This window comes from Streptomyces sp. NPDC033216, from assembly GCF_055577115.1.
In genome coordinates this window covers 1-23,550 of sequence record NZ_JBVIQK010000044.1, presented here as the reverse complement: position 1 = coordinate 23,550, position 23,550 = coordinate 1, and the positions used below count along the sequence as shown (strand labels likewise).

The following is a 23,550-nucleotide window of genomic DNA, read 5'->3' as shown; positions in this document are numbered from 1 at the left end:
GATTGCTTGATTACTTGAAGTGATTGTTGTGGGGTGTGCGGCTCCTGGGCGGGGCGGGCCGCGGTTACATGGGTTCTAGGAGAAACTCGCGCCGACGGTGTCGCGGATGACCAGGCAGGCCGCTCCGCGTGCCCACAGGTCGTGCTGTACGGGGTCGACGTGGATCTGGCAGTCCCGGGCCGCGGTGGAGAAGGCGTGGGTTTCGAGGGCCTGGGTCAGGGCGGGGCCGAAGAGGTCGTAGGCGACGGCTCCCTCCCCGGCGATGATGATCTTCTGGAGGTTGAGCAGGTTGCACATGCCGGCCAGTCCCCGGCCCAGTGCGGATCCGGCTTCGGCGAAGGCGGCGAGGGCGACGTTGCGGGCCGCTTCGCTGCCCGAGCGGGCGAGGTCGATCGCCTCGGTGATGGAGGTGCAGGGGAATCCGGCGTCCTGCAGGTGGCGCAGGACGGCGCGGTCGCTGGCGAGTGCTTCCAGGCAGCCGCGGCGTCCGCAGCTGCACATGGGGCCGGCCGGGTCCAGGGGGGTGTGGCCGAGTTCTCCGGCCAGGCCGGTGGCGCCGGAGAAGAGGGTGCCGTTCAGGAGCAGTCCGCATCCGATGCCGGGACCGACGGTGACAACGGCGAAGGAGTCGATGTCGCGGCCCTCGCCGAACCAGCGTTCGGCGACGACGAGGGTGTTGACGTCGTTGTTCACGACGACCGGGAGCCCGGTCGCTTCCTGCAGGGGGCTGGCGACGTCGACCTTGTTCCAGTCCAGCAGGGCGGAGTAGCGGCAGATTCCGGCGGCGGAGTCGATGTGGCCGCTGACTCCGACGCCGAGGCCGAGCACCCTGTCCGCCGCTTCGGGCGCCTCGGAAAGGAGCCGGCTGGTCAGGGCTGCCGCGGCGGACAGGGCGGTCTGGGGGGTGCAGTCGGCGATGGGCTCCTCGGCGCGGGCCAGGACGTTGGCGGCCAGGTCGGTGACCACGCCGGAGACCTGCGCGGGGCCGATCTTCATGCCGACCACGATGTGCTTGTCGGGGTTGACGTGCAGCATCTTCTGCGGGCGTCCGCGTCCCTGGGGGGCGGAGGCGTCGGCTTCCCGCAGGTAGCCGTGCTCCAGCAGCGGGGGCAGCATCCGGGTCACGCTGGAGGGCACCAGCCCCAGGCGCTGTGCGAGCTGGGTGCGCGAGATGGGTCCTGCGGTGAGCACGGTCGCGAAGATTTCCGCGCGGGTCTGCTCACCGACAAGCTCCGAGAAACGGATCTTGGACGGACTCATCACTCATGCCTCCGGTGGGCTGGCTGTGGTCAGGGGCGCTCTAGCCGGGTCGTCACCGCCTGAAGGGGCGGTGCGGTAACAAGCTTGCGCGAGAGTACGGCGATCGCCATGACGACCTCCCTCGTTGCCGTCGTGTGCTGACCGTGTGGTGCGGGGTCAACTGCGTATGACAGGAGTCTGCGCCCCTCGTTTTTTGTGCGTCAAGGAAGAAAACATCGTGTTACGCAACCGTGATGCACGCCACTCGGCCAACATCTGGTCGATTTTTTATAGCTAATGCCAAGTGTGACCCAGTTTGCTCCCAACCCTCTGAGAAGGATCTTGTTCATTTCGTTGACACAGGGAAGAAATGACGGGACGTTATCGGGCAACCGCAGGACGCCGGACCACCGTCCGGATCCCGGGCCGTCAAGGCCTTGTTCCTGCGCCTGTGTCCCGCTCGGGCGGGCAATCAGGGAAGTTCCGCGAAGCCCGCGCGGCCGGCGGCTGTCCGCCCCGGCATCGCGGATGCCCCGCGAACCCCTTCGAGGAGCTGTTCACCGACCGAAAGGATCCCCCGGCCCGCACGCCGCGCCTCACTTTCCGGGCCTCCGGGCGCCGGCACGTCTCTGCCCCGGCGACCGGGCCCGGGCCCGTCCGACCGCCTGGACGGATGCATCACCGCACATCCCCTCGCCCCAGGGCTCCGGCCCCGGTGCGAGCGGCGCGTGTGACGGGCGCCCACCGCGCCGGACACATTCCGCCGTGGCGCGCTCCCCCGCACCGCGGTCTTCCCACCCCTCCTTTGTAAGGAATCAGCATGCTCGCAAGCAGACTGAGCAGGCTCTCGTCAGGCCTCACCGGCCTGGCGCTGGCCCTGGCATCGGTCATCGTGCCCGCCAGTACCTCGACCGCGGCCACGACCTCGGTCTCCACCGCCGACACGACGCAGCTCAAGACGTGGTGGCACGACAACCACGAGTTCAACACCTCCAGCCCGGTGGCCAATGACAAGGTGCGGCGCTCGTCCTTCTACGACGTACAGGTCGCCACCGCCGCCGCGCCGGGAACCCGGTACGACTCCTTCGCCTACATGAGCATCCCGCGCAGCGGGAAGGGCAAGATCGGCTACAGCAAGGAGGACGGGGCGGAGTTCTCCTCGTCCGCCGGCCTGACGATGAGCTGGTCGTCCTTCCAGTACGCCGCCGATGTGTGGGTGGACGTCTCCCTGCGCACCGGGCAGAGCATCTCCTCGGCCGACCAGGTCAAGATCAAGCCCAGCAGTCTGAACTTCGAGAAGCAGCTCGTCGACGGCGACACCGTCCGCGTCAAGGTGCCCTACAACCAGGCGGGCTACCGCTTCTCCGTGGAGTTCGAGCCGCAGCTCTTCACGGCCTACAACGACATGTCCGGCCCCGCGAACGACGCCGGCAAGCTCACCAAGGCCTCGGGCGGCGGCAACCGGGCCATCCACACCGAGCCCCTCAACTCCATGATGATCTTCGCGGAGCCGACGCCGACCGGCGCGGAGCAGGACCGTTTGGTCCCGACCGCGTCCTCAGGCAGCACTTACTACCCGCCGCAGGGACAGGTCACCAACCTGAACACGATCAGCGAGGAGATCGTGTACTTCCGGCCCGGCACCTACTACATGACCTCGAAGTACCATGCCCTGCTGCCCAAGCAGGTCAAGTGGGTCTACCTGGCGCCCGGGGCGTACGTGAAGGGCGCCATCCGCTTCCCCAACGACACCCAGGGCCTGTACAAGGTCACCGGTCACGGCGTGCTCTCCGGCGAGCAGTACGTCTACGAGGCGGACACCAACAACAACTACGACCACCTCTCCGGCGCGTCAAACTGTCACTCCAGCTGCGTGAAGATGCTGCAGTTCGAGTCCGCCTCCGGCCGGCAGCAGCACCTCGACCTGCAGGGCGTCACCATCAACGAGCCGCCCTACCACTCCTTCGTCGTCTACGGCGACGAGCAGACCTTCAGCATGCGGGTCGACAACTACAAGCAGGTCGGCTCCTGGTACTGGCAGACCGACGGCATCGAGCTCTACCGCGGCAGCACCATGAAGAACACGTTCTTCCACGCCAACGACGACGTGCTGAAGATGTACCACAGCGACGTCAACATCGATAACACCGTCATCTGGAAGAACGAGAACGGCCCCGTCATCCAGTGGGGATGGACCCCGCGCAACATCGACAACGTCCGCGTCGCCAACACCCACGTCATCCACAACCGGATGTACTGGAAGGACGTCAAGTACAACACCTGCATCCTCAACTCCTCCTCGCACTGGGAGGACATGGGCTCGACAACCAAGGCCGATCCTGGCGCCTGGGTGAAGAACATGATCTTCGAGAACATCACCGTCGAGGGCATGACCAACTGCGCGATCCGCGTCTTCGCGCTCTCCAGCACCGAGAACATCCACGTCAAGAACCTCAAGATCGACGCGTGGAGCCAGCTCGACCCCTCCTCGCAGATCAACCTGCTCAAGCGGTACACCAACGCCGGCGGCCAGAAGGTGACCCTCGGCAACGAGACGAGCCAGAGCCGCGGGCTGAAGCTGGAGAACTACACCGTCGGCGGCACCGTCATCGACAAGGCCGGCACCAACTGGGCCGCGGACAAGCTAGGCCGGATCGGCTTCGACGCCGAGAACTGGGACAACTGGAACGCCTGGGGCCCGGGCGGCAACAACCCCGGGCCCGGCCCCGACCCGGTCACCGGCAAGAAGATCGTCAACGGGGCGACCGGCAAGTGTGTCGACCGTGCCGCCAACGGCACCGCCAACGGCACGGCCATCCAGCAGTGGGCCTGCGCCAGTGTGGCGTCGATGAGCTGGACGCTGGACGGCCAGCAGCTGAAGTCCGGCGGCAAGTGCATGGACGTCGAAGGCGGCGCCACCGCCAACGGCACCAAGGCCCACCTGTGGGACTGCGGCACCTGGGACAGCCAGAAGTGGGCCTTCCAGGCCGATGGCACCCTGAAGAACCTCAAGTCCGGCCGCTGCCTGGACATCGCCGCGCAGAGCACCGCAGACGGCGCCCGCCTGCACCTGTGGGACTGCGGCACCTGGAACAGCCAGAAGTGGACCCTCACCGCCTGATCCCCTCACAGGGGCGGCCATCGGCGCACCCGCACGGCCGGCGGCCGCCCCACCCGCCTCAGGCACGACCCGCCGCCCCCGCGCCACCACCGAGAAAGGGCACCATCGTGGAGATACCCCCCCGACTCCAGGGCCCGGTCCTGGGCCTGTTCCGGATCGTGCTCGGCCTGTTGTTCGCCTGCCACGGGGCGGCGACGCTCTTCGGTGTCCTGGGCGGCGGTCACGGGCAGCCCCCCGGCTTCGGGCAGTGGCCCGGCTGGTGGGCCGCGGCGATCCAGTTGGTCGGCGGCACGCTCGTGCTGCTGGGCGTGGCCACCGCACCGGCCGCGCTCCTGTGCTCCGGGTCCATGGCCTACGCCTACTTCACCCGCCACCAGCCCGAGGGGCTGTTTCCGCTGGAGAACGGCGGTGAGCCGGCCGCCCTGTTCTGCTGGGCGTTCCTGCTCATCGCCGCTCTCGGCCCCGGCCGCTGGCCCCTGGCCGAGCTGCCCGCTTTCACCGCGCGGCTCAGGCAGCGCAGCAGAAGGGAGGTGAGCCAGGACCGCAGGCACGTCTGACCCCGAACACATTCCTGTCATGTGCACGTAAATCATTTGGCCGGCTCGGCCAGTGATCCCCCGATACACGGAGGAATACGCATGAACCTCGCATCCGCGAAACCGTCCCGCCGCACCGCCGTGAGCGCCGGTGTGCTGGCCACCGGGCTGCTCTGCCTGCTTCCGCTGGCACCGACCGCCTCCGCCCACGGCACGGTCATCGCTCCGCAGACGCGTAACTACGGCTGTCTGCAGCGGTGGGGCTACAACGAGCCGAACGAGGCTCAGGACCCCATGTGCTACCGGACGTACCACGAGAACGCCAACGCCATCGGCGCGTGGAAGGCCATCTACGCCAACAACACCGGGGACAACTACAAGCAGGTCATCCCCGACGGGCAGATCTGCAGCGCCGGCGGCCAGGGCGAGACGAACTACCGGCCGCTTGACCGTCCCGGTCCGTGGATCACCACGCCCATCGACGACAAGTTCACCGTCGACCTCTACGACGAGGCCCGGCACGGCGCGGACTGGCTCGAGGTCTACGTCACCAAGCAGGGCTTCAACCCCGAGTACCAGCTCATCGGGTGGAACGACCTGGAGCTGGTGAAGAAGACCGGCCGCTACCCCTACCAGGCACACTACGTCACCGACGTCAACACCTCCGGCTACAGCGGCCGCCACGTCGTGGTGACCGTCTGGAAGGCGTCGCACATGGACCAGAAGTACTTCCTGTGCAGCGACGTCGACTTCGGCTAGACCGCGCCACGTACCACACGCCATAGAAGACGCGGGCCCCGCGGAGGCGGCATCAGCGCCCCCGCGGGGCCCGCGCCCCCCTCTCAGCCCTGTGGCACACCCTTCCCGCCGGCCACGCCCAGGAGGCACCGGATGGCCCGTACCCGTCCCCCGCACCGACCAGACCCGCGCACCGTTACCCGCCGCCTCGCGCCGCGGCCCCGTACCCTTCCTGCACGGTGCCGCCGAGTACTACCGCCCCCGCAGCCTCGCGGTCCTGCGCATCAGCACGGGTGTGATCTTCCTGTGCTTCGGCGCCCTCAAGCTCATCCCCTCGGCCAGCCCCGCCGAGCACATCGCCGTCCAGGCGGCGACCAGGCTGACGCTCGGCCTGCTCCCGCCCCACATCCTGCTTCCGGCCCTGGCCACCGCGGAGATCTGCATCGGCACCGCCCTGCTGACCGGCATCCTCCTGCGCTACGCCCTCGCCGCCTTCTACCTGCACATGACCGGCGTCTTCGCCTCGCTGTTCCTACTGCCCGACGCCATGTGGCACCACGGCGCCCCCACCCTCGAAGGCCAGTACGTCCTCAAGAACATCGTCCTGATCGCCGCCTGCCTCGCCGTCACAGCGGACGAACTCACCCCCCGCTGACCGCCCCCGCAACCCCCGACGGACCACCGCACCCCGAGCCAGGAGAGCACCACGTGGGCAGCACCATCACCCTGACCAACGTCGCCAAGACCTACCCCGGCGGCCAACCGGCACTGCGCCGGCTCTCCCTCACCGTCGCGGCCGGCGAGTTCCTCGTCCTGCTCGGCCCCTCAGGCTGCGGCAAGTCCACCCTCCTGCGCATGATCGCCGGGCTGGAGACCATCACCGAAGGCGAGCTCCACCTCGACGGCAGGCTCGCCAACGACCTCGAGCCGAGCGAACGCGACACTGCGATGATCTTCCAGAACTTCGCCCTATACCCGAACATGACAGCCGCCGAGAACATCGGCTTCCCCCTCGCCGTCCACAAACAGGACCCGGGGGAAGTCCAGCACCAGGTGCAGTCCGCGGCAACCGCGCTCGGCATCAGCCACCTCCTCCAACGCCTGCCCGGCCAGTTGTCCGGCGGCGAACGCCAGCGCGTCGCCATGGGCCGGGCCACCGTCCGGCGCCCCTCGGTCTTCCTCCTGGACGAACCGCTCTCCAGCCTCGACGCCCGCCTCCGCGCCCGCCTGCGGCTGGAGATCCTCTCCTCCGCCCGCAAAAGCGGAGCAACGACGATCTACGTCACCCACGACCAGGCCGAGGCCATGGCCCTGGGCGACCGCATCGCCGTCATCCGCGACGGCATCCTCCAGCAGGTCGACACCCCACGAGGCCTCTACGCCCTGCCCGCCAACGCCTTCGTCGCCTCCTTCATCGGAACCCCGCGCATCAGCCTGATCCACGGAACGGTCTACGCGCCCATCGACGGAGTCATGGCCGTCAGCCTCGGCGCTCAGCAACTGCCCCTGCCCATGCCCCTGACCCGCGACCACCAGATGCTGCGCGTCGTACAGGGCAACCCCCTCCTGATCGGCCTGCGCCCGGAAGCCGTCCGCATCGCCGACTACGCACAAGCCACCGAGTTCGAACGCCCCCTGACTGGCATCGTCGAGCACATCGAGTTCCCCAGGCTTTGGTGATGCGGGGGTGGCCTTCGGCGATGTCCGAGAGCAGGTGAATGCCGCCCGCGTTGTCGGAGACGCTGGCGGTGGTGACCAGCACGGCCAGGAGGAGGCCGAGTGTGCCGACGCCGAGGTGTCGTTTGCGGCCTGAGATCTTCTTGCCCGCGTCGATGCCCTGGGCGGCCGCGGGCACATTGGCCGAGGTCTTGATGCTCTGGGCGTCGAGGAGACAGGCGCTGGGCTCGGCGTCACGGCCTTCGGCCTTCCGGACCAGGCGTCGCAGGAGACCGTTGAGCTGGTCGAAGACCTCATCCTTCTGCCATGCGGCGAAGTACCCGTAGACGGTTTCCCATGGAGGGAAGTCGTGCGGCGGGTACCGCCACGGGATCCCGGTCCGGTCGACGTAGAGGATGGCGTCCATGATCCGGCGCAGATCGTGCCCGGGTGGCCGACCGATGTCCAGGTCCTCACTGATCCTTTCGGTCGGCTGCTGTGGGCCTCGCCCGCCCTGCCCGGATCGGCCCACGCCCTGACCGCCACCCGCACCCACGACTGTGCGGCCGTCCACCGAGGCGGAGTTGTAGGAGATGGCCAGGTTCGGGGACGGGCCGGCGGTGGCCGGCGGAACGCGCAGGGGGTAGTTCCAGGTGAAGTCGCCGGTGCTGCCGCCGGCTTCCCAGGTCGCGGTCGGGGACAGCGTGGTGGCGCTGTAGTCGCGGGGTTGCGAAGCCAACCGAGATCCAGGAGACCCTGTTGCCGCAGTTCTAGTGCTCACGCCGGTGGAGTTCAACTCGGCTGCACCGACGTGTGATTGTGTCGCTCACCGGTTCGGAAACGCGGCCGATCACCCGGAACGTGTTCGGTGGTATCCCTCGGACATGACGGACGCGGAGTGGGACCTGGTCCGGCCGCTGCTGCCGGTGCCCGGCTGGCTGCGCGGCCGGGGCGGACAGCCGGAGGCGTACTGCCACCGGGCAATACTCGATGCGATCCGCTACCTCGTCGACAACGGCATCAAGTGGCGGGCCATGCCGGCCGACTTCCCGCCGTGGGACCGCGTCTACGCGTTCTTCCGCCGCTGGCGCGACCACGCCCTGGTCAAGGATTCCATCGGCCGCGTCAGCCGCGGCCTGGACCTGCTGGAACAGGTGCTCCCAGGTTCCGTCGGCTGACCACGGTCGGTGCCGTTCGTAGACGGTCTTCCAGGGCCCGAACCGTTCAGGCAGGTCACGCCACTGCACGCCGGTCCGGACCCGGTGCAGAATCCCGTCGATCACCTGCCGATGGTCCCGCCACCTGCCCAACGCCGGTCGCTGACAGGAGGAACGGCCGCAGCCGTTCGTGACCCGGATGCGCGCTGCTGTACTCCCGCGCGCCCCTACTGGCCGGATCACGCAGCTGCCATCATCGCCCTGCGGCGGCTCACGACCGCGGCCACGGATACGGCGACGGGGGACACATGCAGCGACGATGGCTGGTGACGGGGTGCTCTTCAGGGCTCGGGCGGGCGCTGGCAGGCGCCGCCTCGGAGGCCGGCGACCTGGTGGTCGCCACCGCCCGCAGGCCCGCCACCATGAAGGACCTGACGGACCGGTACCCGGACCGGGTGTCGGCGGTGGCTTTGGACGTGTGCGACGCCGAGCAGTGCGAGGCGGCGGTCGCCCACGCGGTCGATCGCTTCGGCGGCGTCGACGTGCTAGTGAACAACGCTGGATCAGGGCTGTTCGGCGCAGTCGAGGAGGTGTCCGACGATGAACTGCGGGCACAACTGGAGGTGTTGACCGTCGCGCCGTGGCGCCTCACCCGCCTGGTGCTTCCCTTGATGCGCCGCCAGGGATTCGGGCACGTCGTCAACGTCTCCTCCATCGCCGGACGGATGGGGCTGCCGGGCCTGTCCGCCTACGTGACGGGCAAATACGCACTGGAAGGGATGAGTCAGGCTCTTGCGGCGGAAGTCGCACCCTTCGGTATCCGGGTGCATGCCGTCGAGCCCGGCGGTTTCGCCACCCAGTACAGCACCTCGCTGGCCGAGGCCGCCCACCGCGTGCAGGACTACGCGCAGAGCACGGGAGACGTCGAGGCAGGCCTGCGGGGCATGGCCGACAACCCCGGGCTGAGCCAGCCCGAAACCTTCGCCCACCACGTCCTGCGCCTGGTGGCGTCGCCCACGGCACCACTGCGCGTACCGATCGGCCCGGACGCCTACGACTTCCTGGAGGCGGTCGAGGCCGCCGGCCGCTCCGAATTGGCGGCCGCGCAGGCGTTCGTCCACGACCGAACCGTGCTCCCGGGGAAAGACGCGGCATCCATGACGCCCACGGTGTGAGAACGGTGCCCGTGGTGGGCCGCGCCCGCCTCTGCCGACCGGCCACCCCCGAGATGCGGGCAACCAGCCGACTGCGCATTCGACGAACGGACCCCCCGCCACGAGAGTAGGAGTAGGCCACGACGAGCCTTTTCGGGGACGGCCTGGACGCCGCGGTGCACACGGCGTTCACCCGCCCGGCGTCCAAGAGCGCGGCCGCGCAGATGCGCTACCTGGTCAAGCAGCTCAAGGGCCCGAAGGTGGTCGCCCACATGCTGCGCATCTCCCAGCGCAGCGTCGAGCGGTACGTCAAAGACCAGATCAAGAACCCCGCCCGGACCTCGCCGCGCGCCTGGAGCGCGAGGTGAAAGAGCGGTGGCAGCCGCAGATCCGGACCAAGGCCAAGGCGGCCAGCACGGGCGCATCGTCATCGACGCTCGCGCCCGCATGGGCTACACCGCGCCTATCGGGTCGACGGACCAGGACCGCATCCGGCACCTGACCGTCGCCCTGCCCCCGAGCTACGCCGCGCCTCTTCGACGCCCAGGAGGCCGGCGCCAACGAACGGGAGCTCCAGAAGATCGTCGCCGAAGCGTTCAAGAAGGTGTACTTCCAGGACGGTGGCCGCCGTGCCGGAAGCCTGGAAAGGTCCGGTTCACGGACATCGAGCACCTCGAGTTCGATTTTCAGCAGCCGCGTCCGGGCTGGCGAGGCCGCCGAGTACAGGACCGTCCCGGCCACTGCTGCCGCTCCCGATCACGCAGTGCCCGCTCCCCGTCCACACGGCTCCGTATTGGGCGGGCGAACAGACCTGCGTCCAGGGCGTGCAGGTACGCGTATGTGTCTGATTGACTCCGCGCCCACCCCCACACCCGTACTCGCACCCCTCGCGGGGTGTCGGATCGACGTGAGCGGAGCCGCCCACATGTCCTTCGGACCGCAGCCCTGGCACGGGCCGCCGCACCATGACGCATTCGCAGCCGCCGGGCGACCTCCCGCGGAGCACGAGCGACCCGACGCCGAGGAGGCGGCACGCCTGGCCGTCGGACTGCGGCTCGGCGTCCGGATCGCCGTGGCCTGGCTGCTCTATGTGCTGCCCGCCTCCCTCGTACCGGCCGTGTACGGTACGAGGATCGCCGGGCCGGTGAGCCTCGGTGTGCTCCTGGCCGTGGTGCCGTTCGGCGTCGGTGTGCACGCGCTCGTGGTGTACGGGCGACGCGTCGACCGGCTCGAGCGGCAGCCGGATGCCCGGAGGTGGTCGTGACCACGCTGCTCGATCCCTCGTCCCGGTCCCTCGTCTTCGTCGTGTTCTCCGTGTTCGTCGTGATCTGCCTGATGCTGTGCATCGTCACCGGCGCCGACGAGGACGACCGGGCTCTCGTACGGTCCGAGAACCGCAGGCTGCGCTCCTGGCAGCAGGGCATCGCGATGGGCGGCGACACCACCACGGTCGCGACGGTCACCGTACTGGTGGGCATGGTCGCCACGTCCGGCTTCGACGGCCTCGGCGTGATGCTGGGCAGCCTGATTGGGGTCATGCTGCTCCTCGTGCTGATCATCGAGCCGCTGCGCAGGCACGCCTCGTTGACGGCCGCGGACATGCTGGACGCGCGCGGCAGCGGCGGGCCCGCCGTGCGCGTCTCGTGGGGCGCGGTCACCCTGCTCGTCTGCTTCCCTCTGCTGGTCGTGCAGTTGGTGGTGGTCGGCAACGTCGCCGCGGCGCTGATCGGGCAGCCCGGTACGCGGACCGGCTGCATAGTGGTCATCGGCTGCGTGATGACGGCGCTTGCCGTCAGTGGTGGGATCCGGGGCACCGGCGTGGTGATGATCGTGAAGTCGGCGATCGCCCTGCCCGTGCTGGTGGTCGCTGCCGTGTTGGTGCTCGACCGCTTCGGCGGGGACCCCGGGCGGCTGCTCGACGCCGCCGCGCACGGCTCGCGGATGGGCGAGGCGTATCTGCGTCCGGGCGGCTACACCGGTGACGGGTGGGTGGGCGCCGTGAACAGGATCGGGCAGACCTTCGGCATGTCGATGGCCACGCTGGCGATGCCCGCCGTACTCATGCGGGCGATCTCGACGAAGAGCCCGCGCGGCGCCCGCACCGGCGGGCGCTGGATGCTCACCGAACTTACCCTGCTGTACGGCGCGCTCACCGTCGTCGGCGTCGGCGCCGCGGCCCTCGTCGGTGAGGCGCTGCGCCAGGCCGGCCCGTCGGCGCAGGTCTTCACGCCGCTGATGCTGGGGCGAGCGCTCGACGGCGGCGGCCTCCTGGTCGCGGCCCTGGCCTGCGTCCTCTTCCTGACCGCGCTCGCGGCCGTCGTGGATGTGACCCTCGCCGCCGGCATCGCCCTGGGGCGGGACGTGCTGGGCGCGTACGGCAAGACCGCAGGGAGCCGCCCGGCGGACCAGGCGGCCGGAGCCGCGTCGCGGTGGTCGGCCGCGCTGACGGGCGCTGTCGCCGCGCTCGTGGCGGTCGTCGTCGCCGACTGGAACCTGGTCGTCGTCTCGACGCTCTGGCTCGCCGTCTGCGGCGCCGCCCTCGCACCCGTTCTGCTGTACGCCCTGTACTGGCCCGGCTTCACCGCCCGCGGTGCGCTGTGGTGCCTGTGGGGAGCCACGGGGCTGAGCATCGCGGCGTTGGTGCTGTCGCCGTACACGTCCGGCACACCCGCGTCGATCTTCCCCGACCAGGACTTCAGGATGTGGAACGTGACGATCCCCGGCCTGGTGACGGTGCCGGCCGGATTCCTGCTGGGCTGGCTGGGCAGCGTCACGGATCGACGCCGGGCGGCCGGCGAGGTACGCGGTGCGGAGCACGTCTTCTGGTCAACGCCTTGATCGCCGGGCACATCCACGGCGAGGACGGCTGCACCGGCTGCGAGGGCAGCCGCGGCCCGGCCGGACACGACTGGGAAGCCAGGATGCGCACCATCACCCCCAGTCCACGTCGGAGACGGCCATGATCCTGTCGAAGAAAGCCGCTGTTACGGCTCCTTGGTTGCCGTGGGCAGGTTGCGCCATGCGTGCCCGCAGGTGTCCTTGCAGTAGACCGTAGGCTCCGCCATGCTCCACCCCACCGCCGCCCGCCGTCTCATCGACCGCTACCACCACACCAACCGCCCTCAGGCCACCAACGCCCAGACCCGCATCGCCCCCCTCACCCCCGAGAGAAGGACGTCCTGCCCCTGCTCGCCGAAGGGGACACCAACGCCGACATCGCACAGTACCTCGGCATGCAGGTAAGCACCGTAAAAAGCCACTGAGGAGACCTGTGCCCGTGCTGCCGTCATGGCGGAGCGACTTGTCAGTGGTGAGTGTCATGATCGGAGCCGTGGAGCGTTACACAGCCGATCAGATCCAAGTGATCACCTTCGAAGAGCACGTCCGGGCGCGTCCGGCGATGTATTTCCGGGTGGGCAAGGACAGTCCTGAGCTTCCGACGGAGGTTCTTCAGCAGGTGGTCTGGGATGCGCTGCACCACGGTGACGGTGCGCATGGCCAGATCAGTGTGGAGATCGAATCGGACTTGAGCTTCACTGTGGAGGATGATCAGCGTCGCACCGCTGATGAGCAGGGCAGGCATCTTCCCGGGTTCTTCGATTCCCTCCTCGACAAAGGGAGGTGGGCGCCAGCAGCAGCCGCGGCCCTCAGCGTCCGTACGGTTGTCGAGGTATGGCTCGACGGGCGAGGCTACCGCCAGGAGCTGGCCGGGGCGACGCCAGTCGGCGCCTGGGAGGAGTTCGGCACATCCAGACTCTCCGGCACGCGGACCACATTCCACCTTGACCCGTCGTACTGCGGCCCTGACGAGGCCATCGCCTGGTCATTGCTCCCAGATGAGCTTCATGGTTACGAGTGTGACGCGCTCCCCTCACCAGTGACGATTCCGATTCGCGACCTTCGTGCAGAGACCGAGAACTCAGCCAGCGATTAGGACTCGTTTCCGCAGCAGTGCGAACCCAGCCCGTCCGTACATCTGTCGCTTCAGCATCTTGATCCGGTTGACGTGGCCCTCGACGACGCCCGAACTCCAGGACAGGGTCAGGCCGGCGGTGACGGCGGCAAGGTCTCGTTCCAGGCCGTTGACGAAGGTGTGGAAGACCCGGCAGGTCGTCGGCGCGGACCGCTTCGATCCACTGGGGGAGCCGGTCGCCTTGGAGTTCGGTGATCATCCTCCCGAACGCGCGGACGTGACCGGTGAGCGCGTCCAGTTCAGGGCAGCGTACGAGCACTGACTTCAGCTTGAGCCGATCGTTCTCCGGCAAAGTGTCCGGGTGGGTCAGAATCCACCCGGCGACGGTCCGCGGCGACGGCGGTCGGGCTGCCGGTGCGGTCGGGGTGGTGCGAAGCGGGCGAAGGTAGGCGCGTACGGCTCCGTAGCCGCCACGGTAGCCGTGCGTCTTGATCTCTTCCCAGAGGATCCAGGCGTTCGTGCAACCCTCGGCCCACCGCTCGTGCAGGTACGGCTTAAAGTCGTCGAGCTTGGTCCTGCGGTTCTGCCACTGCCCTTGAACAGGTCTTCCAGGGTTGCGGCGTCCGCCAACCGCTGGACAGTGCGGTAGGTCATGCCGAGCTGGCGCTGGATCGAGCGTCGGCTGTGGCCGGCGGCGAGCATCGAGTGAACGGTGGCGTGCTTGGCGCGGGTGCGGTCGGTGAACCGGTGCCCAGCGGGCCATGGCGACCCGCCGTCTGCCGGTGCCTGGGCCTCTGCCTCCTCCGGGGCCGAATCGGTGTTGGTCGCGCGCAGGCAGGAACGATGGCGGGAGATGCACCGCTCCGCGGCTTCGCCGAGGTTGCGCCAGAGGTGGAAACGGTCGGCAACCTGGACGGCGGTGGGTGCCCCGATGCTGGCGCCCTCCGCGAAGAACGGAGCACGGTCACGGCAGACGACCTCGATCCCCGGGCGTTTGGCCAGCCAGGCCGCGACCGTGGCCGCCTCGCGATCCGCCAGCAAGTCAACCGGTCGGCGGGTCTCAACGTCGACCAGGACGGTCCCGTAGACACGCCCCTTGCGCATCGCGTACTCGTCGACGCCGACCACCCTAGGAGTCCGCGGCTGAGGCTCCGGAAGCGCATCGACCAGTCGCAGGGCTGTGTTCCAGCTGGCCCTCGCCCCGAAGACGTCGGCCAACCAGGCACCGGCGCGGCCGGCTACCGCGAGGCCGACCTCGGCCAGCGCCGACCGCATTCGTTCGGTCCGCTGGCTGTGTCGGCGGGTCAGGCCCGTGACCTGCTCGACGAACGTCCGCCGCTCGCATGAGGTGTCCTCGCACGTGAACCGGCGGACCCGCAGCCGCAGCACCACCCGCCGCCCTGCCACGGGAAGATCGGCGGGAAACCGCAGGTAGGAACCGTGTACCCGACCCGACCAGCTCCCGCAGCCCGGGCAGCGAGCCTTGGCCGTTCGGGATCTGACACCGACTCGGATCACGTCGCCGTCGTCCTGCACCGACACCACCCTGATCTCCGGAGCCGACAGGAAGAGCAGCTATTCCAGCCGCAGTAGTACCTCTCGCACAACCCAAAACAATCAGGCCGAACACCGCCGTCACCCTCCGTTTCCAGACGATCTCGGGAGACACTCCGGCGAGATCAACAGTCACAGAGAGTAGGAACACCACAGACGTTGTGCCAGAACCTTCTCGGGCTCTGGCACAACTTCTGTGAACCTGGCGCAAGGCGGCAGGTCCGTGCGCCGTACTACTTCCTGGTCGGCTGCGGTGCCGACGGGATTTGAACCCGCGAGACAGATGGGAGCAGGCCCGCCCCGTCTCCGTCAGTCGCCGTGGGAGGGACCTCGCCCACGGCGATCGCAATGGACCGCTCTGCCACGGCACCGCAACCTGCGGAAATGCGCGCACTCCCGCTCTGACTAAGCGTAGAGACACCGTTCTCTGCGGACGAATCTTTATCTGATCGCCGGCAACCGCTGCCACTGGTCCACAGAAGTTGTGCCAGAGCCCGTTCTCGTGAACAAAGCCACTGGCGGGATCCCACTTCACATTCTTCTCTCGAGGCCGGGTCGAATGCATCAGGCGCTGCGTGGTCTGCGGCCCGTGGTCTTCTTCGCCGCCGTCTTCTTCTGCGCGCTCTTCGCTGCCGACTTGCCAGACGCGGTCTTCTTGGCGGCCGTCTGCTTCTTCGGCAGGTCGTGGACGTCGGCGTCGCCCGTCGCGCCGCGGGCTGCCTTCGCCCGGCTCACCGACTCCGTCAACGCCGCCATCAGGTCCAGGACCTTGCCCGGCTCCTCCGGCTGCGGAACCTCCGGGAGCGGCTTGTCGCCCTGCTTGGCCTCGATCACCTGCGCCAGGGCATCGGTGTAGGTGTCGCGGAACTCCTCGCCCTCCAGGTCCTCACGGGACATGGTCTCCATCAGCGTCAGCGCCCCATCGATCTCCTCCTGCGAGATCTCCACCGGCGGCGGAAGCAGCTCAGCAGGGTCGCGGATCTCGTCCGGCCAGCGCATCGCGTGCAGGACGATCACGTCGTCGCGCACCCGCAGCAGTCCCAGCCGCTCACGCCCCGACCAGGCGTACTTGGCGACCGCGACCTTCGCCGACCTCGCCAGCGCCTGCCGCAACAGCTTGTAGGGCTTTGCCGCCACCTGACCCGCCGGCTGGAGATAGTAGCCCTCCCCGATCCGGATCGGGTCCACCGACTCCAGCGGCACGAACGCCTCGATCTCGATCGACTTCGCCGTCGGCAGCGGCAGATCCCGCAGCTCCTCGTCACTGATCGGGATGACCTGCGTCTTCGTCAGCTCGTAGCCCTTGCCGATCTCCGCCTGGCTCACCTCACGGTCCTCCAGCTCGCACACCTTCCGCGTACGGATCCGCCCTGCGTCCTCGAGGTGGTACTGGTGGAAATGAATGCTGTGGTCCTCCGTCGCACTGACCACATTGATCGGCACCGTGACCAGGCCAAAACTGATGGCTCCGGACCAGATGGTTCGGGGCATGGCAAACCTCCGTTGAAGTCCGCAATAGCCCCGCCACCAGACTATGAGCGCCGTCCCCGCCCCGCACCCTGCGGGAAACCCCGTAGTACCGCTTCACCCATAGGGCCATCGCGGGACCTCAGGCCGGGGGCGACGGCACCTCCGCGGTGGAAGGCATGGCACGTGACATGGACCTGCCTAAGCCGATGCCACTCCGACGTCAAACCGCGACCTCGTAGTCGATCTCGTTACGGGTGCTGTCACCGATGCGGCCGCCGCAGGTTGACGACGGCGACCGCGAAGAACCCGACCGGAAGAAGAACTCCTCGACCTGTGGGACCCCGTAGCCGGCGCCCTGCCCGGCGGCACCAACCACGGAGCCGCCCTGTGAACTCCCTCCACCACAAGGCACGGCACACATGGCCACAATGACCGTCCTGGCCATCACCGCCGTCCCCCACCACCTCCGCGGCGCCCGCACCCGCTGGCTCCTCGAAGTCACCCCAGAGCTGTACATCGGCACAGTCTCCGCCCGCGTACGCGACACACTCTGGCCTCCGTCACCGCCTGCGTCGGCAACGGCACCGCAGTCCTCGCCTACCCCAGCGACAACGAGCAAGGCTTCGAACTCCGCACAGCCGGAGAACAACGCCGTAATCCCATCGACTTCGATGGCTTGACCCTCATCACGTTCAGGAGCGAAGGTCAAGAAACCGCAAACCACCCCTAACACCGCAGGTCAAAAAAATCCTCTCCGCGCGAGCGGAGGTGAGCCGCTCTTGGCGTTTGGCGCCAGCTTGGCCATGGCGTCCTCTCCGCGCGAGCGGAGGTGAGCCATTGCCATGTTCCCCTTACGAGGTGTGCGCGATCGAGGCCCGGGGTCCGTAGCCGAGGATGGCCCTATGCATGCTCTTATCGATCAACCCGAAGTCCGTCGGGTCTCGCGCGGCGAGTACCCCTTGTGGGACGAGGCTCTCGCGGTCCTCAACCAGGACTTGGCCGTGACTCTTCCTGAGCAGGGACCTTTGCAACTGCTGGCCCAGCCTTCCTACGAGGCGGGCGAGCCGGAGTATGTCTACGTTGCCCTGGCCAACGGCGAGTGGCACGGCAGTCATTTGTATCCGAAGACGCCAGGGGACTCTGCTCATGCCTTGGCGATCGTCGCCGACGCCGCCCAGGACACCGTCGCTGAGCGTCTGTGGCAGGCGTGGCCTCTCTGTGCCGAACACGACCTGGGCATGCATACGCGCGACGTGGAGGGGCTGCTCTCCTGGTGGTGCGCCGGGAGGCGGTCGGGGGGCGGGCCGGGCCACATCTGTGCGGCCGTGGGCGCGCTCGACACATTCTGAGGACCGTGGCGTGAGGGGGGCTGTGCGGGTTCGATGTTGAGGTGACGCAATACCTTGGTCGCACGGCCATGTCCCATCCCGTCTTCACCGGCCTTCAGGCCCGTCGACTCGGTGCGCTGGTCGGCGAGTTGGCTCATGCGTGGATGGCCTTTGAGAAGGGCCGACTACACAACCGCAGGGGGTCGCGGCCGTCTGCGGGCAGCCGGGGCCGGCCCGAACCATCAGTTGGTGTTCACCGACCGGATCATCGTCACCCTGGTCGTCCTGCGGATACAGCTTCCTCAGTCAGCCCTGACTGTGCTCTACGGCGTGGACCGCTCCACGATCACCCGCGCCGTCCATGAGATCCGTCCACTGTTGGCTGCCCGGGGCTTCGCTGTGCCAGGACGCCTCGACCTGCGGCCTCGCGCGTTGCTGGGGCTGTCGGCGGTGCAGCGCGTTGGCGTAGGTCTGCACGAACTTGGCGCACCAGCGGCGGATCGTCTCGTACGAGACGACGATCCCGCGCTCGAGCATCAGCTCCTCGACCTCGCGGAAGGACAGCGGGAAGCGGAAGTACAGCCACACGCAATGGGAGATCACTTCGCAGCGGTCGCGGAGGTCACTGAAGCAGGAAGTAGATCGAATCCGGCTCGGCCGTAGAGCTGTCGCTTGATCTTCTTGATGCGGTTGACGGCGCCCTCGATGCTGCCGGAACTCCCATTGAGAGTGGGCCCGGCGGTCACGGCGTCGAGGTCTCGGAGCCGATGGAGCGCGAAGCCGGTGAGGCCGGGTAGCTGGCTGGCGTCGAGGGCGTCGATCCAGGTAGGGAGTGTGGAGCCGAGGCGGTCGGTGAGTATCTCGCCAAAGTCGCGGACATGTCCGGCGGCCTTGTCCAGCTCGGGGCAGCGGCCCAGTACCTCCTTCCGCCCGGCCTGGTCTTCCTCGGTCAGGACCGTGGGGCGCCGGGTGAGCCAGCCGGTCACCTGCCGCACCGTCGGCGGCCGGGGCGGCGCCGCGGACGGAGTCCCGCGCAAAGTGGCGATGTGCGCGCGGACCATGCCATAGGTGACAGGAGCGTGCTCGGCAACCAGCTCGCCGTGCAGCCGGGTGATGCTGGTGCATCCCGCGGCAATCGCCGTTCCAAGTAGGGCTTGTAGGGGTCCAGCTGCTGGGCCGGGGCCGGTTCTCGCGGATGGTGTCCTGCCAGCGTGCGGCGTTCGCGTATCTGAGCACGGTGTTGAGGCCCCATCCCAGGTGCCGGGCAATTGCCCGGCGTGAGTGACCTCGGGCAAGGAGCTCGTGGACCAGGGCATGTGCGGCCTTCTTCCGCTCGGCCCGCCGGCCGATGGGCGCCGAGTCGCCCTGCGGCCGACCGGAAGCCAGTCGGGTGGCCTCCGGCAACATGCCGCTGGGCCGAGGGCGCTCGTGTGTGGCTGCGGATCCTGCGAGAGCACGAGCCTGACGCCTATCGCGCCCTGCTCGAACAGCAGTCCCAGTCGGAACGGCAAGCCTGACCCTGCGATAAATGCTCAGAGGCCCTGTCCCGCCTGGCGTGCTCCACGTGCCGGGGTCGGACCGCACGAAAGATCTCAGTGAGCAGTCCTGACCTGGGACCTGAAATCTTCTGTGCGACCCCTCGGCCGGTGCGATCACACCGATCGCTTCAGCGCCCGGTGGGACGTCGCCTTGCTTCCTCTGTCCTGTGGGCGGTGGTCAGCGTTTGACGCGGCTACGGACGGCGAGGACGGCCAGGCCGAGGAGGACGGGCTCGGCCAGCCGGGAGGCCATCTCGGTGTACGTGCCGGCGGTGGTGAGGTCCTGGCCGGAAGAGCGGAAGACCACCGAGTTGATCACCACCCGCAGACTCTTCTCCACCCGTTCGTTGGTGACGCGTTCGGTCAACGGCCCGGTGGGATTGAGCGGGTCGGGGGTAGCGGTGGTCAGGACGACCTTCTGCCCGACGGCGACCTGGCGGCCGGTGGTGGTTGGCTCCGGGGCGTCGGTGGGCAGGCCCCACAACACCATCACTGCGACCGTGGCGGCGCATCTCGCACTCGCCGTAGTAGAAGTCGGCGGCGTCCGGCTCGTTCTTGCCGTCCTCCAGCGACTTGCGCAGCTGTCGGTACAGCGCCGCCACCGCCGCCGGCTTCAGGACGGGGACGTCCTGTGGCGGGCTGACCCATCCTTGGGCGGCGCCCCTAGCGGGGCGGCGAGCGACGTGCACCCGCCAGTGGTGCTCCTCGGTCAGCGTGTTGCGTCGGCTCCACCGCCAGGGAAAGCACGGACGCCAGCGGCGGGGGTGGTGGCGAAGGTGCACCAGCCGTCGACCTTCAACTGGTCGAGGTGGACGGCGCCGGCGAACCGGCAGGCGCTGAGGTCGATGTCGTGCAGCGCCAGGTGCGCGGCATCCACCCCGCCCACCGACGCCAGGCGCACGCCGGGCTCCGGACCGGACAGCTCTGGTTCTGGCAACCAGCCAGTCGAGCCGGACAGAGAGAATGGAGTAGAGCGGGCGGCGACCAGCACCGGGTACTCGAAAACCGCATCTCTCAGGTCCAATTCGGCGTAGCGCAGGTGCAGCGCGGCCGTCGATGCCCACCGAGTGCGCGCACAGCTCACCTGACGGGCGGCGATCTCCACCGTCACCGGCTGCTGGAACACCGCAGCGTCCAACACCACCCGCTTGGCGCACACCAGCGGCCCCAGGCGCGCTGCCACTTCAAACCGCGTCCCGCCGAACCATGCGTTGCCGGAAAAGGATGCCCCCGTGAACCGAGCGCTACCGGAGGAAGACGTCCTGCCAAACCCGGCGTCGCCGGAGAAAGACGCCCCGCCGAACCCGGCGATGCCGGAAAAGGACGCCCCCATGAACCATGCGTTGCCAGAGAAGGACGCCCCCGTGAACCGGGCATTACCGGAGAAAGATGCCCTGCCAAACCCGGCGATGCCGGAGAAAGACGCTCCATCGAACCAGGCAGTGCCGGAGAAGGACGCCCCATCGAACCATGCGTCGCCGGTGCGGGGCCTACCGGTGGCAGGGTCGCGTAGGGCGGCAAGTAACTGGCCCAGCAGTTCAGGGGTGAAGGGAGTGCCGCGGTGGTCGATGTCGGTGCCAGGTGACAACGCTGCGAGGTAGGCGGCGCGGTCGGGCTCGTTCAGGTGGGCCAGGCAGACGGTATGGCTACCGACGGGAATGCCACGTCAGCCGACTGGATCGGCTGGCGTTGTGCCGTGACCGCAGTGGGGCCACGGCGGTGGGGTGCTGGATGGCCGGTCGGATGCAGCAAGCGTCATGCCTTAAGGACGCACCGGTTCCGTTGTGCAGTTGCCGAACCAGGTCGCCAGCAGATGACTGAAAACTTCGGTACGTCACTGAAATTTTTTGTGCGGTCCGACAGTCGGGAGGGTCTGTGCTGTGCAGCGCTGTCGCTCCAGCGAATGCGCGGGCGGGGTTGTGGAGGTGGTGGGGTCGGCGCGGGTGTCGTCGTGGCATTCCAGGCAGCTGCCGAGGGTACGCAGGGGTACTGGCGCAGAGCATTTGTTCTTCAGCTGCTGTATTCCTGGGCGAGAAGGCTCGTTGGTCCCTTCTGCGTGGCCCTGAGCTGTGGGAATTCGCTGGTCGAAACCGGGCTCGTACGGGATGCTGCACGCGTGATCGAGCGAGAAGCCGCCGTTCGGGCAGTCGAAGAGCAGTTGGAGCGCGACTATGAGCAGTGGCGGGCTGTGAGCGCGGACGCGGTGAGGATGGCTGTGGTCCGTGTCGAGGAGCACGAGCTGGTGTGGATCGTCGCCTGGCAGTCCGAGGACTTCGTACGCACCCGGAACTCGAAGTACATGCTGATTGGCGATGGGCCGTACCTGGTCGACCGCGTGGACGGAAGCTTGCACCAGATCGGCGTCGTCTCCGCGAAAACCGGAGAGTGGGAGGCCGACTACAGAGCCCGGATACGTGGGCTGCCGGTGCGCACTGCAGTGGACGATCTACACGATGCGCTCCGGGGAGTCGCCGCTACGCGCGGACGGATGCATGCTGTGCGGACATTGCGCCAGAGGCTGCCTGTGCTCTCGCCCGCGGAGGCCCTTGAGTACGTGAGAGCGCTGCTGGAGGGTGATGCACCCGCCCGCCTCGTGGCCGTCGCCACCAGGGAGCTCGTGGAGCCTCTCAACCCGGTACTTGCGGTGAAGACCGTTCTGAGCGGGGCGGCGATCCGAGCCGGTCAAAGGCCCGAGGGATAACTGGAAAGCCAGTCGGCGTGCCGATTGCGTATCCGGTCCCGCTCTTCGGGTGTGGTGAGGAAGACATCGGCGCCACCGTCGTAGGGGTGGTGGATGCGCTGCACGCGGGTGTCGGTGATGAGAATTCCCGCCACCCTGTCGTCGGCGGTATCTCGGAGCAAGTCGTCGATGCAGCCGCGCTGCCAGGGTCGGTGGGTGGGGAAGAGGTGGCAGTACGTGCGGAACTCAGGGTCGGGACCGTCCTCCACCAGCAGGCTCTGCCAACACCCCGTCCCGGGTTTCACTGCCGGAGCCTCGGCTTCGGTCGTCCAGAGCGGAGTGATGACGTACACGTCCTCACCAGCGAACAACTCGTCGAGGACGGTGTTGTAACGCTCCAGGACGACGGCATACTCGCTCTCGTCCTCCGGGTACCGCTTCGACTCCGGCAGGCTGTGAAACCGTACCCAGACATCCGGATAGGGGTCGCGGAGCTTGTGCCCGACCGGAGGGCAACGGGGCCAACGCTGCTGCCAACGACGTGCTGATGCTGGTCTGCGACGGGCTCAAGGGTCTGCCCGAAGCGGTCGAGACGGTCTGGCCAAAGACGATCGTGCAGACCTGCGTGGTGCACCTGTTGCGGAAAACCTTCCGCTATGCCGCCCGCCAGGACTGAGACAAGATTGCCAAGCTCCTCAAGCCCGTCTACACGGCGCCGACCGAGGAGGCCGCCCTGGAGCGGTTCGTGGAGTTCGCCAACGCCTGGGGCCGGAAGTATCCGGCGATCGTGCGGCTCTGGGAGAACGCGTGGGAAGAGTTCACCCCGTTCCTCCGCTTCGACACCGAGATCCGCCGGATCGTCTGCACGACCAACGCCATCGAGTCCGTCAACGCCAGGATCCGTCGGGCGGTCAAAGCCCGCGGTCACTTCCCCAACAAGCAGGCCTTGTTGAAGTGCGTCTACATGGCGATCATGTCGCTCGATCTCACCGGAAAGGGCCAGGCTCGCTGGACCATGCGCTGGAAGACCGCACTGAACGCCTTCGACATCACCTTCGATGGCCGCCTCCCCGCAGCCCGTCAGTAACCCTCACCAACCCCAGTTACACCGCTCGTTTGTCAGACCCTCAGGTAGGAGGGGACGGATTCACAAGGCCGCGGGCCCCGGCAGGTGCCGGGGCCCGTGGTGTGGTGCAAGCGGTCAGACCGTACGCAGCGTGGCCTCGTGCGAGGCCCGCTTCAGGTCCTGCTCACGTGACGGCGTGCCGCCGCGGAGCAGGTCGGTCCAGCCATCGCTGTGGCGGAGGTGGAACTCCGATGCCCCGCCGAAGAGGCGCCGACGCTCAGATACCCGGAGTTCCCGGGACAGCCCTTATTGGCTCTAACAAAAGCCGTTGATCATGTGACTGTCGGCTCGCTGGATCGTTGGTGTGGTCGTGGGGAAGAGACAGTCGCGGCCGTGGATC

At 68.1% G+C, this 23,550-nt stretch carries 17 protein-coding genes, 1 tRNA gene and 11 pseudogenes; 18 read left to right on the top strand and 11 right to left on the bottom strand.

Annotated elements, in window-relative coordinates; genetic code table 11:
- Positions 1-75: 75 nt before the first annotated feature.
- Positions 76-1,260: an ROK family protein gene (locus ACZ5Y0_RS36005; RefSeq protein ID WP_469132840.1), complete on the bottom strand. Its 1,185-nt coding sequence runs from the start codon at positions 1,258-1,260 to the stop codon at positions 76-78.
- Positions 1,261-2,059: 799 nt separating this feature from the next.
- On the opposite strand from ACZ5Y0_RS36005, the gene ACZ5Y0_RS36000 reads away from it, so the two are divergent.
- The 5 genes and pseudogenes from ACZ5Y0_RS36000 to ACZ5Y0_RS35980 form a co-directional block, all read left to right on the top strand.
- Complete coding sequence (locus ACZ5Y0_RS36000) at positions 2,060-4,360, top strand: family 49 glycosyl hydrolase (protein ID WP_469132839.1); 2,301 nt, start codon at positions 2,060-2,062, stop codon at positions 4,358-4,360.
- A gap of 107 nt (positions 4,361-4,467) precedes the next feature.
- Positions 4,468-4,917, top strand: a complete 450-nt coding sequence (locus tag ACZ5Y0_RS35995; protein WP_469132838.1) for a DoxX family protein — start codon at positions 4,468-4,470, stop codon at positions 4,915-4,917.
- An 81-nt stretch (positions 4,918-4,998) separates the two neighbouring features.
- On the top strand, positions 4,999-5,655 hold the full coding sequence (locus tag ACZ5Y0_RS35990; RefSeq protein WP_469132837.1) for a lytic polysaccharide monooxygenase: 657 nt from the start codon (positions 4,999-5,001) through the stop codon (positions 5,653-5,655).
- 91 nt (positions 5,656-5,746) lie between these two features.
- Entirely contained in the window at positions 5,747-6,289 is a 543-nt protein-coding gene (locus tag ACZ5Y0_RS35985; RefSeq protein ID WP_469132836.1) for a DoxX family membrane protein, read from the top strand.
- Positions 6,290-6,342: 53 nt separating this feature from the next.
- A pseudogene (locus tag ACZ5Y0_RS35980) lies at positions 6,343-7,299 on the top strand (ABC transporter ATP-binding protein); the annotation flags it as partial.
- Between the two features lies 1 nt (position 7,300).
- Here ACZ5Y0_RS35980 and ACZ5Y0_RS35975 read toward each other — a convergent pair.
- Positions 7,301-7,777, bottom strand: a pseudogene (locus ACZ5Y0_RS35975) (transposase); the annotation flags it as partial.
- Here ACZ5Y0_RS35975 and ACZ5Y0_RS35970 point away from each other — a divergent pair.
- A pseudogene (locus ACZ5Y0_RS35970) lies at positions 7,751-7,846 on the top strand (IS5/IS1182 family transposase); the annotation flags it as partial. The pseudogenes ACZ5Y0_RS35975 and ACZ5Y0_RS35970 overlap by 27 nt on opposite strands.
- A gap of 328 nt (positions 7,847-8,174) precedes the next feature.
- Complete coding sequence (locus tag ACZ5Y0_RS35965) at positions 8,175-8,468, top strand: transposase (RefSeq protein WP_469132835.1); 294 nt, start codon at positions 8,175-8,177, stop codon at positions 8,466-8,468.
- Here the strand turns inward: ACZ5Y0_RS35965 and ACZ5Y0_RS35960 are convergent.
- Positions 8,382-8,606, bottom strand: a pseudogene (locus ACZ5Y0_RS35960) (transposase); the annotation flags it as partial. The gene ACZ5Y0_RS35965 and the pseudogene ACZ5Y0_RS35960 sit on opposite strands and share 87 nt — an antisense overlap.
- Before the next feature lie 149 nt (positions 8,607-8,755).
- Here ACZ5Y0_RS35960 and ACZ5Y0_RS35955 point away from each other — a divergent pair.
- The 6 genes and pseudogenes from ACZ5Y0_RS35955 to ACZ5Y0_RS35930 all read left to right on the top strand — a co-directional run bounded on the left by ACZ5Y0_RS35955 (position 8,756) and on the right by ACZ5Y0_RS35930 (position 13,535).
- Positions 8,756-9,622 carry an SDR family oxidoreductase gene (locus ACZ5Y0_RS35955; protein ID WP_469132834.1) on the top strand — a complete coding sequence of 289 codons (867 nt, stop codon included), beginning with the start codon at positions 8,756-8,758 and terminating at the stop codon, positions 9,620-9,622.
- Between the two features lie 143 nt (positions 9,623-9,765).
- Positions 9,766-10,285 (top strand): annotated as a pseudogene (gene tpg / locus ACZ5Y0_RS35950) (telomere-protecting terminal protein Tpg); the annotation flags it as partial.
- 241 nt (positions 10,286-10,526) lie between these two features.
- On the top strand, positions 10,527-10,865 hold the full coding sequence (locus tag ACZ5Y0_RS35945; RefSeq protein WP_469132833.1) for a hypothetical protein: 339 nt from the start codon (positions 10,527-10,529) through the stop codon (positions 10,863-10,865).
- Positions 10,862-12,439, top strand: coding sequence for a sodium:solute symporter family transporter (locus ACZ5Y0_RS35940; RefSeq protein WP_469132832.1), 1,578 nt, complete (start codon positions 10,862-10,864; stop codon positions 12,437-12,439). The genes ACZ5Y0_RS35945 and ACZ5Y0_RS35940 overlap by 4 nt, the downstream gene beginning before the upstream one ends.
- 216 nt (positions 12,440-12,655) lie before the next feature.
- A pseudogene (locus ACZ5Y0_RS35935) lies at positions 12,656-12,861 on the top strand (LuxR C-terminal-related transcriptional regulator); the annotation flags it as partial.
- Positions 12,862-12,932: 71 nt separating this feature from the next.
- Positions 12,933-13,535: a hypothetical protein gene (locus ACZ5Y0_RS35930; RefSeq protein WP_469132831.1), complete on the top strand. Its 603-nt coding sequence runs from the start codon at positions 12,933-12,935 to the stop codon at positions 13,533-13,535.
- Here the strand turns inward: ACZ5Y0_RS35930 and ACZ5Y0_RS35925 are convergent.
- The 3 genes and pseudogenes from ACZ5Y0_RS35925 to ku form a co-directional block, all read right to left on the bottom strand.
- A pseudogene (locus ACZ5Y0_RS35925) lies at positions 13,521-15,089 on the bottom strand (ISL3 family transposase). The gene ACZ5Y0_RS35930 and the pseudogene ACZ5Y0_RS35925 overlap by 15 nt on opposite strands.
- Positions 15,090-15,319: 230 nt before the next feature.
- Positions 15,320-15,439 (bottom strand) — tRNA-Gly (locus ACZ5Y0_RS35920).
- 193 nt (positions 15,440-15,632) lie between these two features.
- The gene (gene ku, locus ACZ5Y0_RS35915; RefSeq protein WP_469132830.1) at positions 15,633-16,559 is read right to left on the bottom strand and encodes a non-homologous end joining protein Ku; all 927 of its coding nucleotides are present in this window, start codon (positions 16,557-16,559) and stop codon (positions 15,633-15,635) included.
- 398 nt (positions 16,560-16,957) lie between these two features.
- Between ku and cas2e the strand changes: the two are divergent.
- The 3 genes and pseudogenes from cas2e to ACZ5Y0_RS35900 form a co-directional block, all read left to right on the top strand.
- Positions 16,958-17,268: pseudogene (gene cas2e, locus ACZ5Y0_RS35910) on the top strand (type I-E CRISPR-associated endoribonuclease Cas2e).
- Between the two features lie 172 nt (positions 17,269-17,440).
- A complete protein-coding gene (locus ACZ5Y0_RS35905) occupies positions 17,441-17,887 on the top strand; it encodes a hypothetical protein (RefSeq protein ID WP_469132829.1) in 447 nt (148 codons plus the stop codon).
- Between the two features lie 135 nt (positions 17,888-18,022).
- Positions 18,023-18,199, top strand: a pseudogene (locus ACZ5Y0_RS35900) (hypothetical protein); the annotation flags it as partial.
- A 96-nt stretch (positions 18,200-18,295) separates the two neighbouring features.
- Here the strand turns inward: ACZ5Y0_RS35900 and ACZ5Y0_RS35895 are convergent.
- From ACZ5Y0_RS35895 to ACZ5Y0_RS35880, 4 genes and pseudogenes are all read right to left on the bottom strand, one after another.
- Positions 18,296-18,514 (bottom strand): annotated as a pseudogene (locus ACZ5Y0_RS35895) (IS6 family transposase); the annotation flags it as partial.
- Complete coding sequence (locus ACZ5Y0_RS35890) at positions 18,466-18,852, bottom strand: hypothetical protein (RefSeq protein WP_469132828.1); 387 nt, start codon at positions 18,850-18,852, stop codon at positions 18,466-18,468. The pseudogene ACZ5Y0_RS35895 and the gene ACZ5Y0_RS35890, both read right to left, overlap by 49 nt.
- 730 nt (positions 18,853-19,582) lie before the next feature.
- Entirely contained in the window at positions 19,583-19,894 is a 312-nt protein-coding gene (locus ACZ5Y0_RS35885; RefSeq protein WP_469132827.1) for a hypothetical protein, read from the bottom strand.
- Positions 19,895-20,113: 219 nt separating this feature from the next.
- Positions 20,114-20,992, bottom strand: a complete 879-nt coding sequence (locus ACZ5Y0_RS35880; protein ID WP_469132826.1) for a pentapeptide repeat-containing protein — start codon at positions 20,990-20,992, stop codon at positions 20,114-20,116.
- Positions 20,993-21,520: 528 nt separating this feature from the next.
- Between ACZ5Y0_RS35880 and ACZ5Y0_RS35875 the strand changes: the two genes are divergently transcribed.
- Positions 21,521-22,105: a YrhB domain-containing protein gene (locus ACZ5Y0_RS35875; RefSeq protein ID WP_469132825.1), complete on the top strand. Its 585-nt coding sequence runs from the start codon at positions 21,521-21,523 to the stop codon at positions 22,103-22,105.
- Here ACZ5Y0_RS35875 and ACZ5Y0_RS35870 read toward each other — a convergent pair.
- A complete protein-coding gene (locus ACZ5Y0_RS35870; RefSeq protein WP_469132846.1) occupies positions 22,087-22,536 on the bottom strand; it encodes a DUF3885 domain-containing protein in 450 nt (149 codons plus the stop codon). The genes ACZ5Y0_RS35875 and ACZ5Y0_RS35870 overlap by 19 nt on opposite strands.
- 92 nt (positions 22,537-22,628) lie before the next feature.
- Here ACZ5Y0_RS35870 and ACZ5Y0_RS35865 point away from each other — a divergent pair.
- A pseudogene (locus ACZ5Y0_RS35865) lies at positions 22,629-23,171 on the top strand (IS256 family transposase); the annotation flags it as partial.
- Positions 23,172-23,550 lie beyond the last annotated feature (379 nt).

Coding starts and splice junctions, on each gene's coding strand:
- ACZ5Y0_RS35955 (WP_469132834.1), top strand. CDS start 8,756: ATGCAGCGACGATGGCTGGTGACGGGGTGCTCTTCAGGGCTCGGGCGG.
- ACZ5Y0_RS36000 (WP_469132839.1), top strand. CDS start 2,060: ATGCTCGCAAGCAGACTGAGCAGGCTCTCGTCAGGCCTCACCGGCCTG.
- ACZ5Y0_RS35990 (WP_469132837.1), top strand. CDS start 4,999: ATGAACCTCGCATCCGCGAAACCGTCCCGCCGCACCGCCGTGAGCGCC.
- ku (WP_469132830.1), bottom strand. CDS start 16,559: ATGCCCCGAACCATCTGGTCCGGAGCCATCAGTTTTGGCCTGGTCACG.
- ACZ5Y0_RS35885 (WP_469132827.1), bottom strand. CDS start 19,894: ATGGTGTTGTGGGGCCTGCCCACCGACGCCCCGGAGCCAACCACCACC.
- ACZ5Y0_RS35965 (WP_469132835.1), top strand. CDS start 8,175: ATGACGGACGCGGAGTGGGACCTGGTCCGGCCGCTGCTGCCGGTGCCC.
- ACZ5Y0_RS35945 (WP_469132833.1), top strand. CDS start 10,527: ATGTCCTTCGGACCGCAGCCCTGGCACGGGCCGCCGCACCATGACGCA.
- ACZ5Y0_RS35905 (WP_469132829.1), top strand. CDS start 17,441: ATGCATGCTCTTATCGATCAACCCGAAGTCCGTCGGGTCTCGCGCGGC.
- ACZ5Y0_RS36005 (WP_469132840.1), bottom strand. CDS start 1,260: ATGAGTCCGTCCAAGATCCGTTTCTCGGAGCTTGTCGGTGAGCAGACC.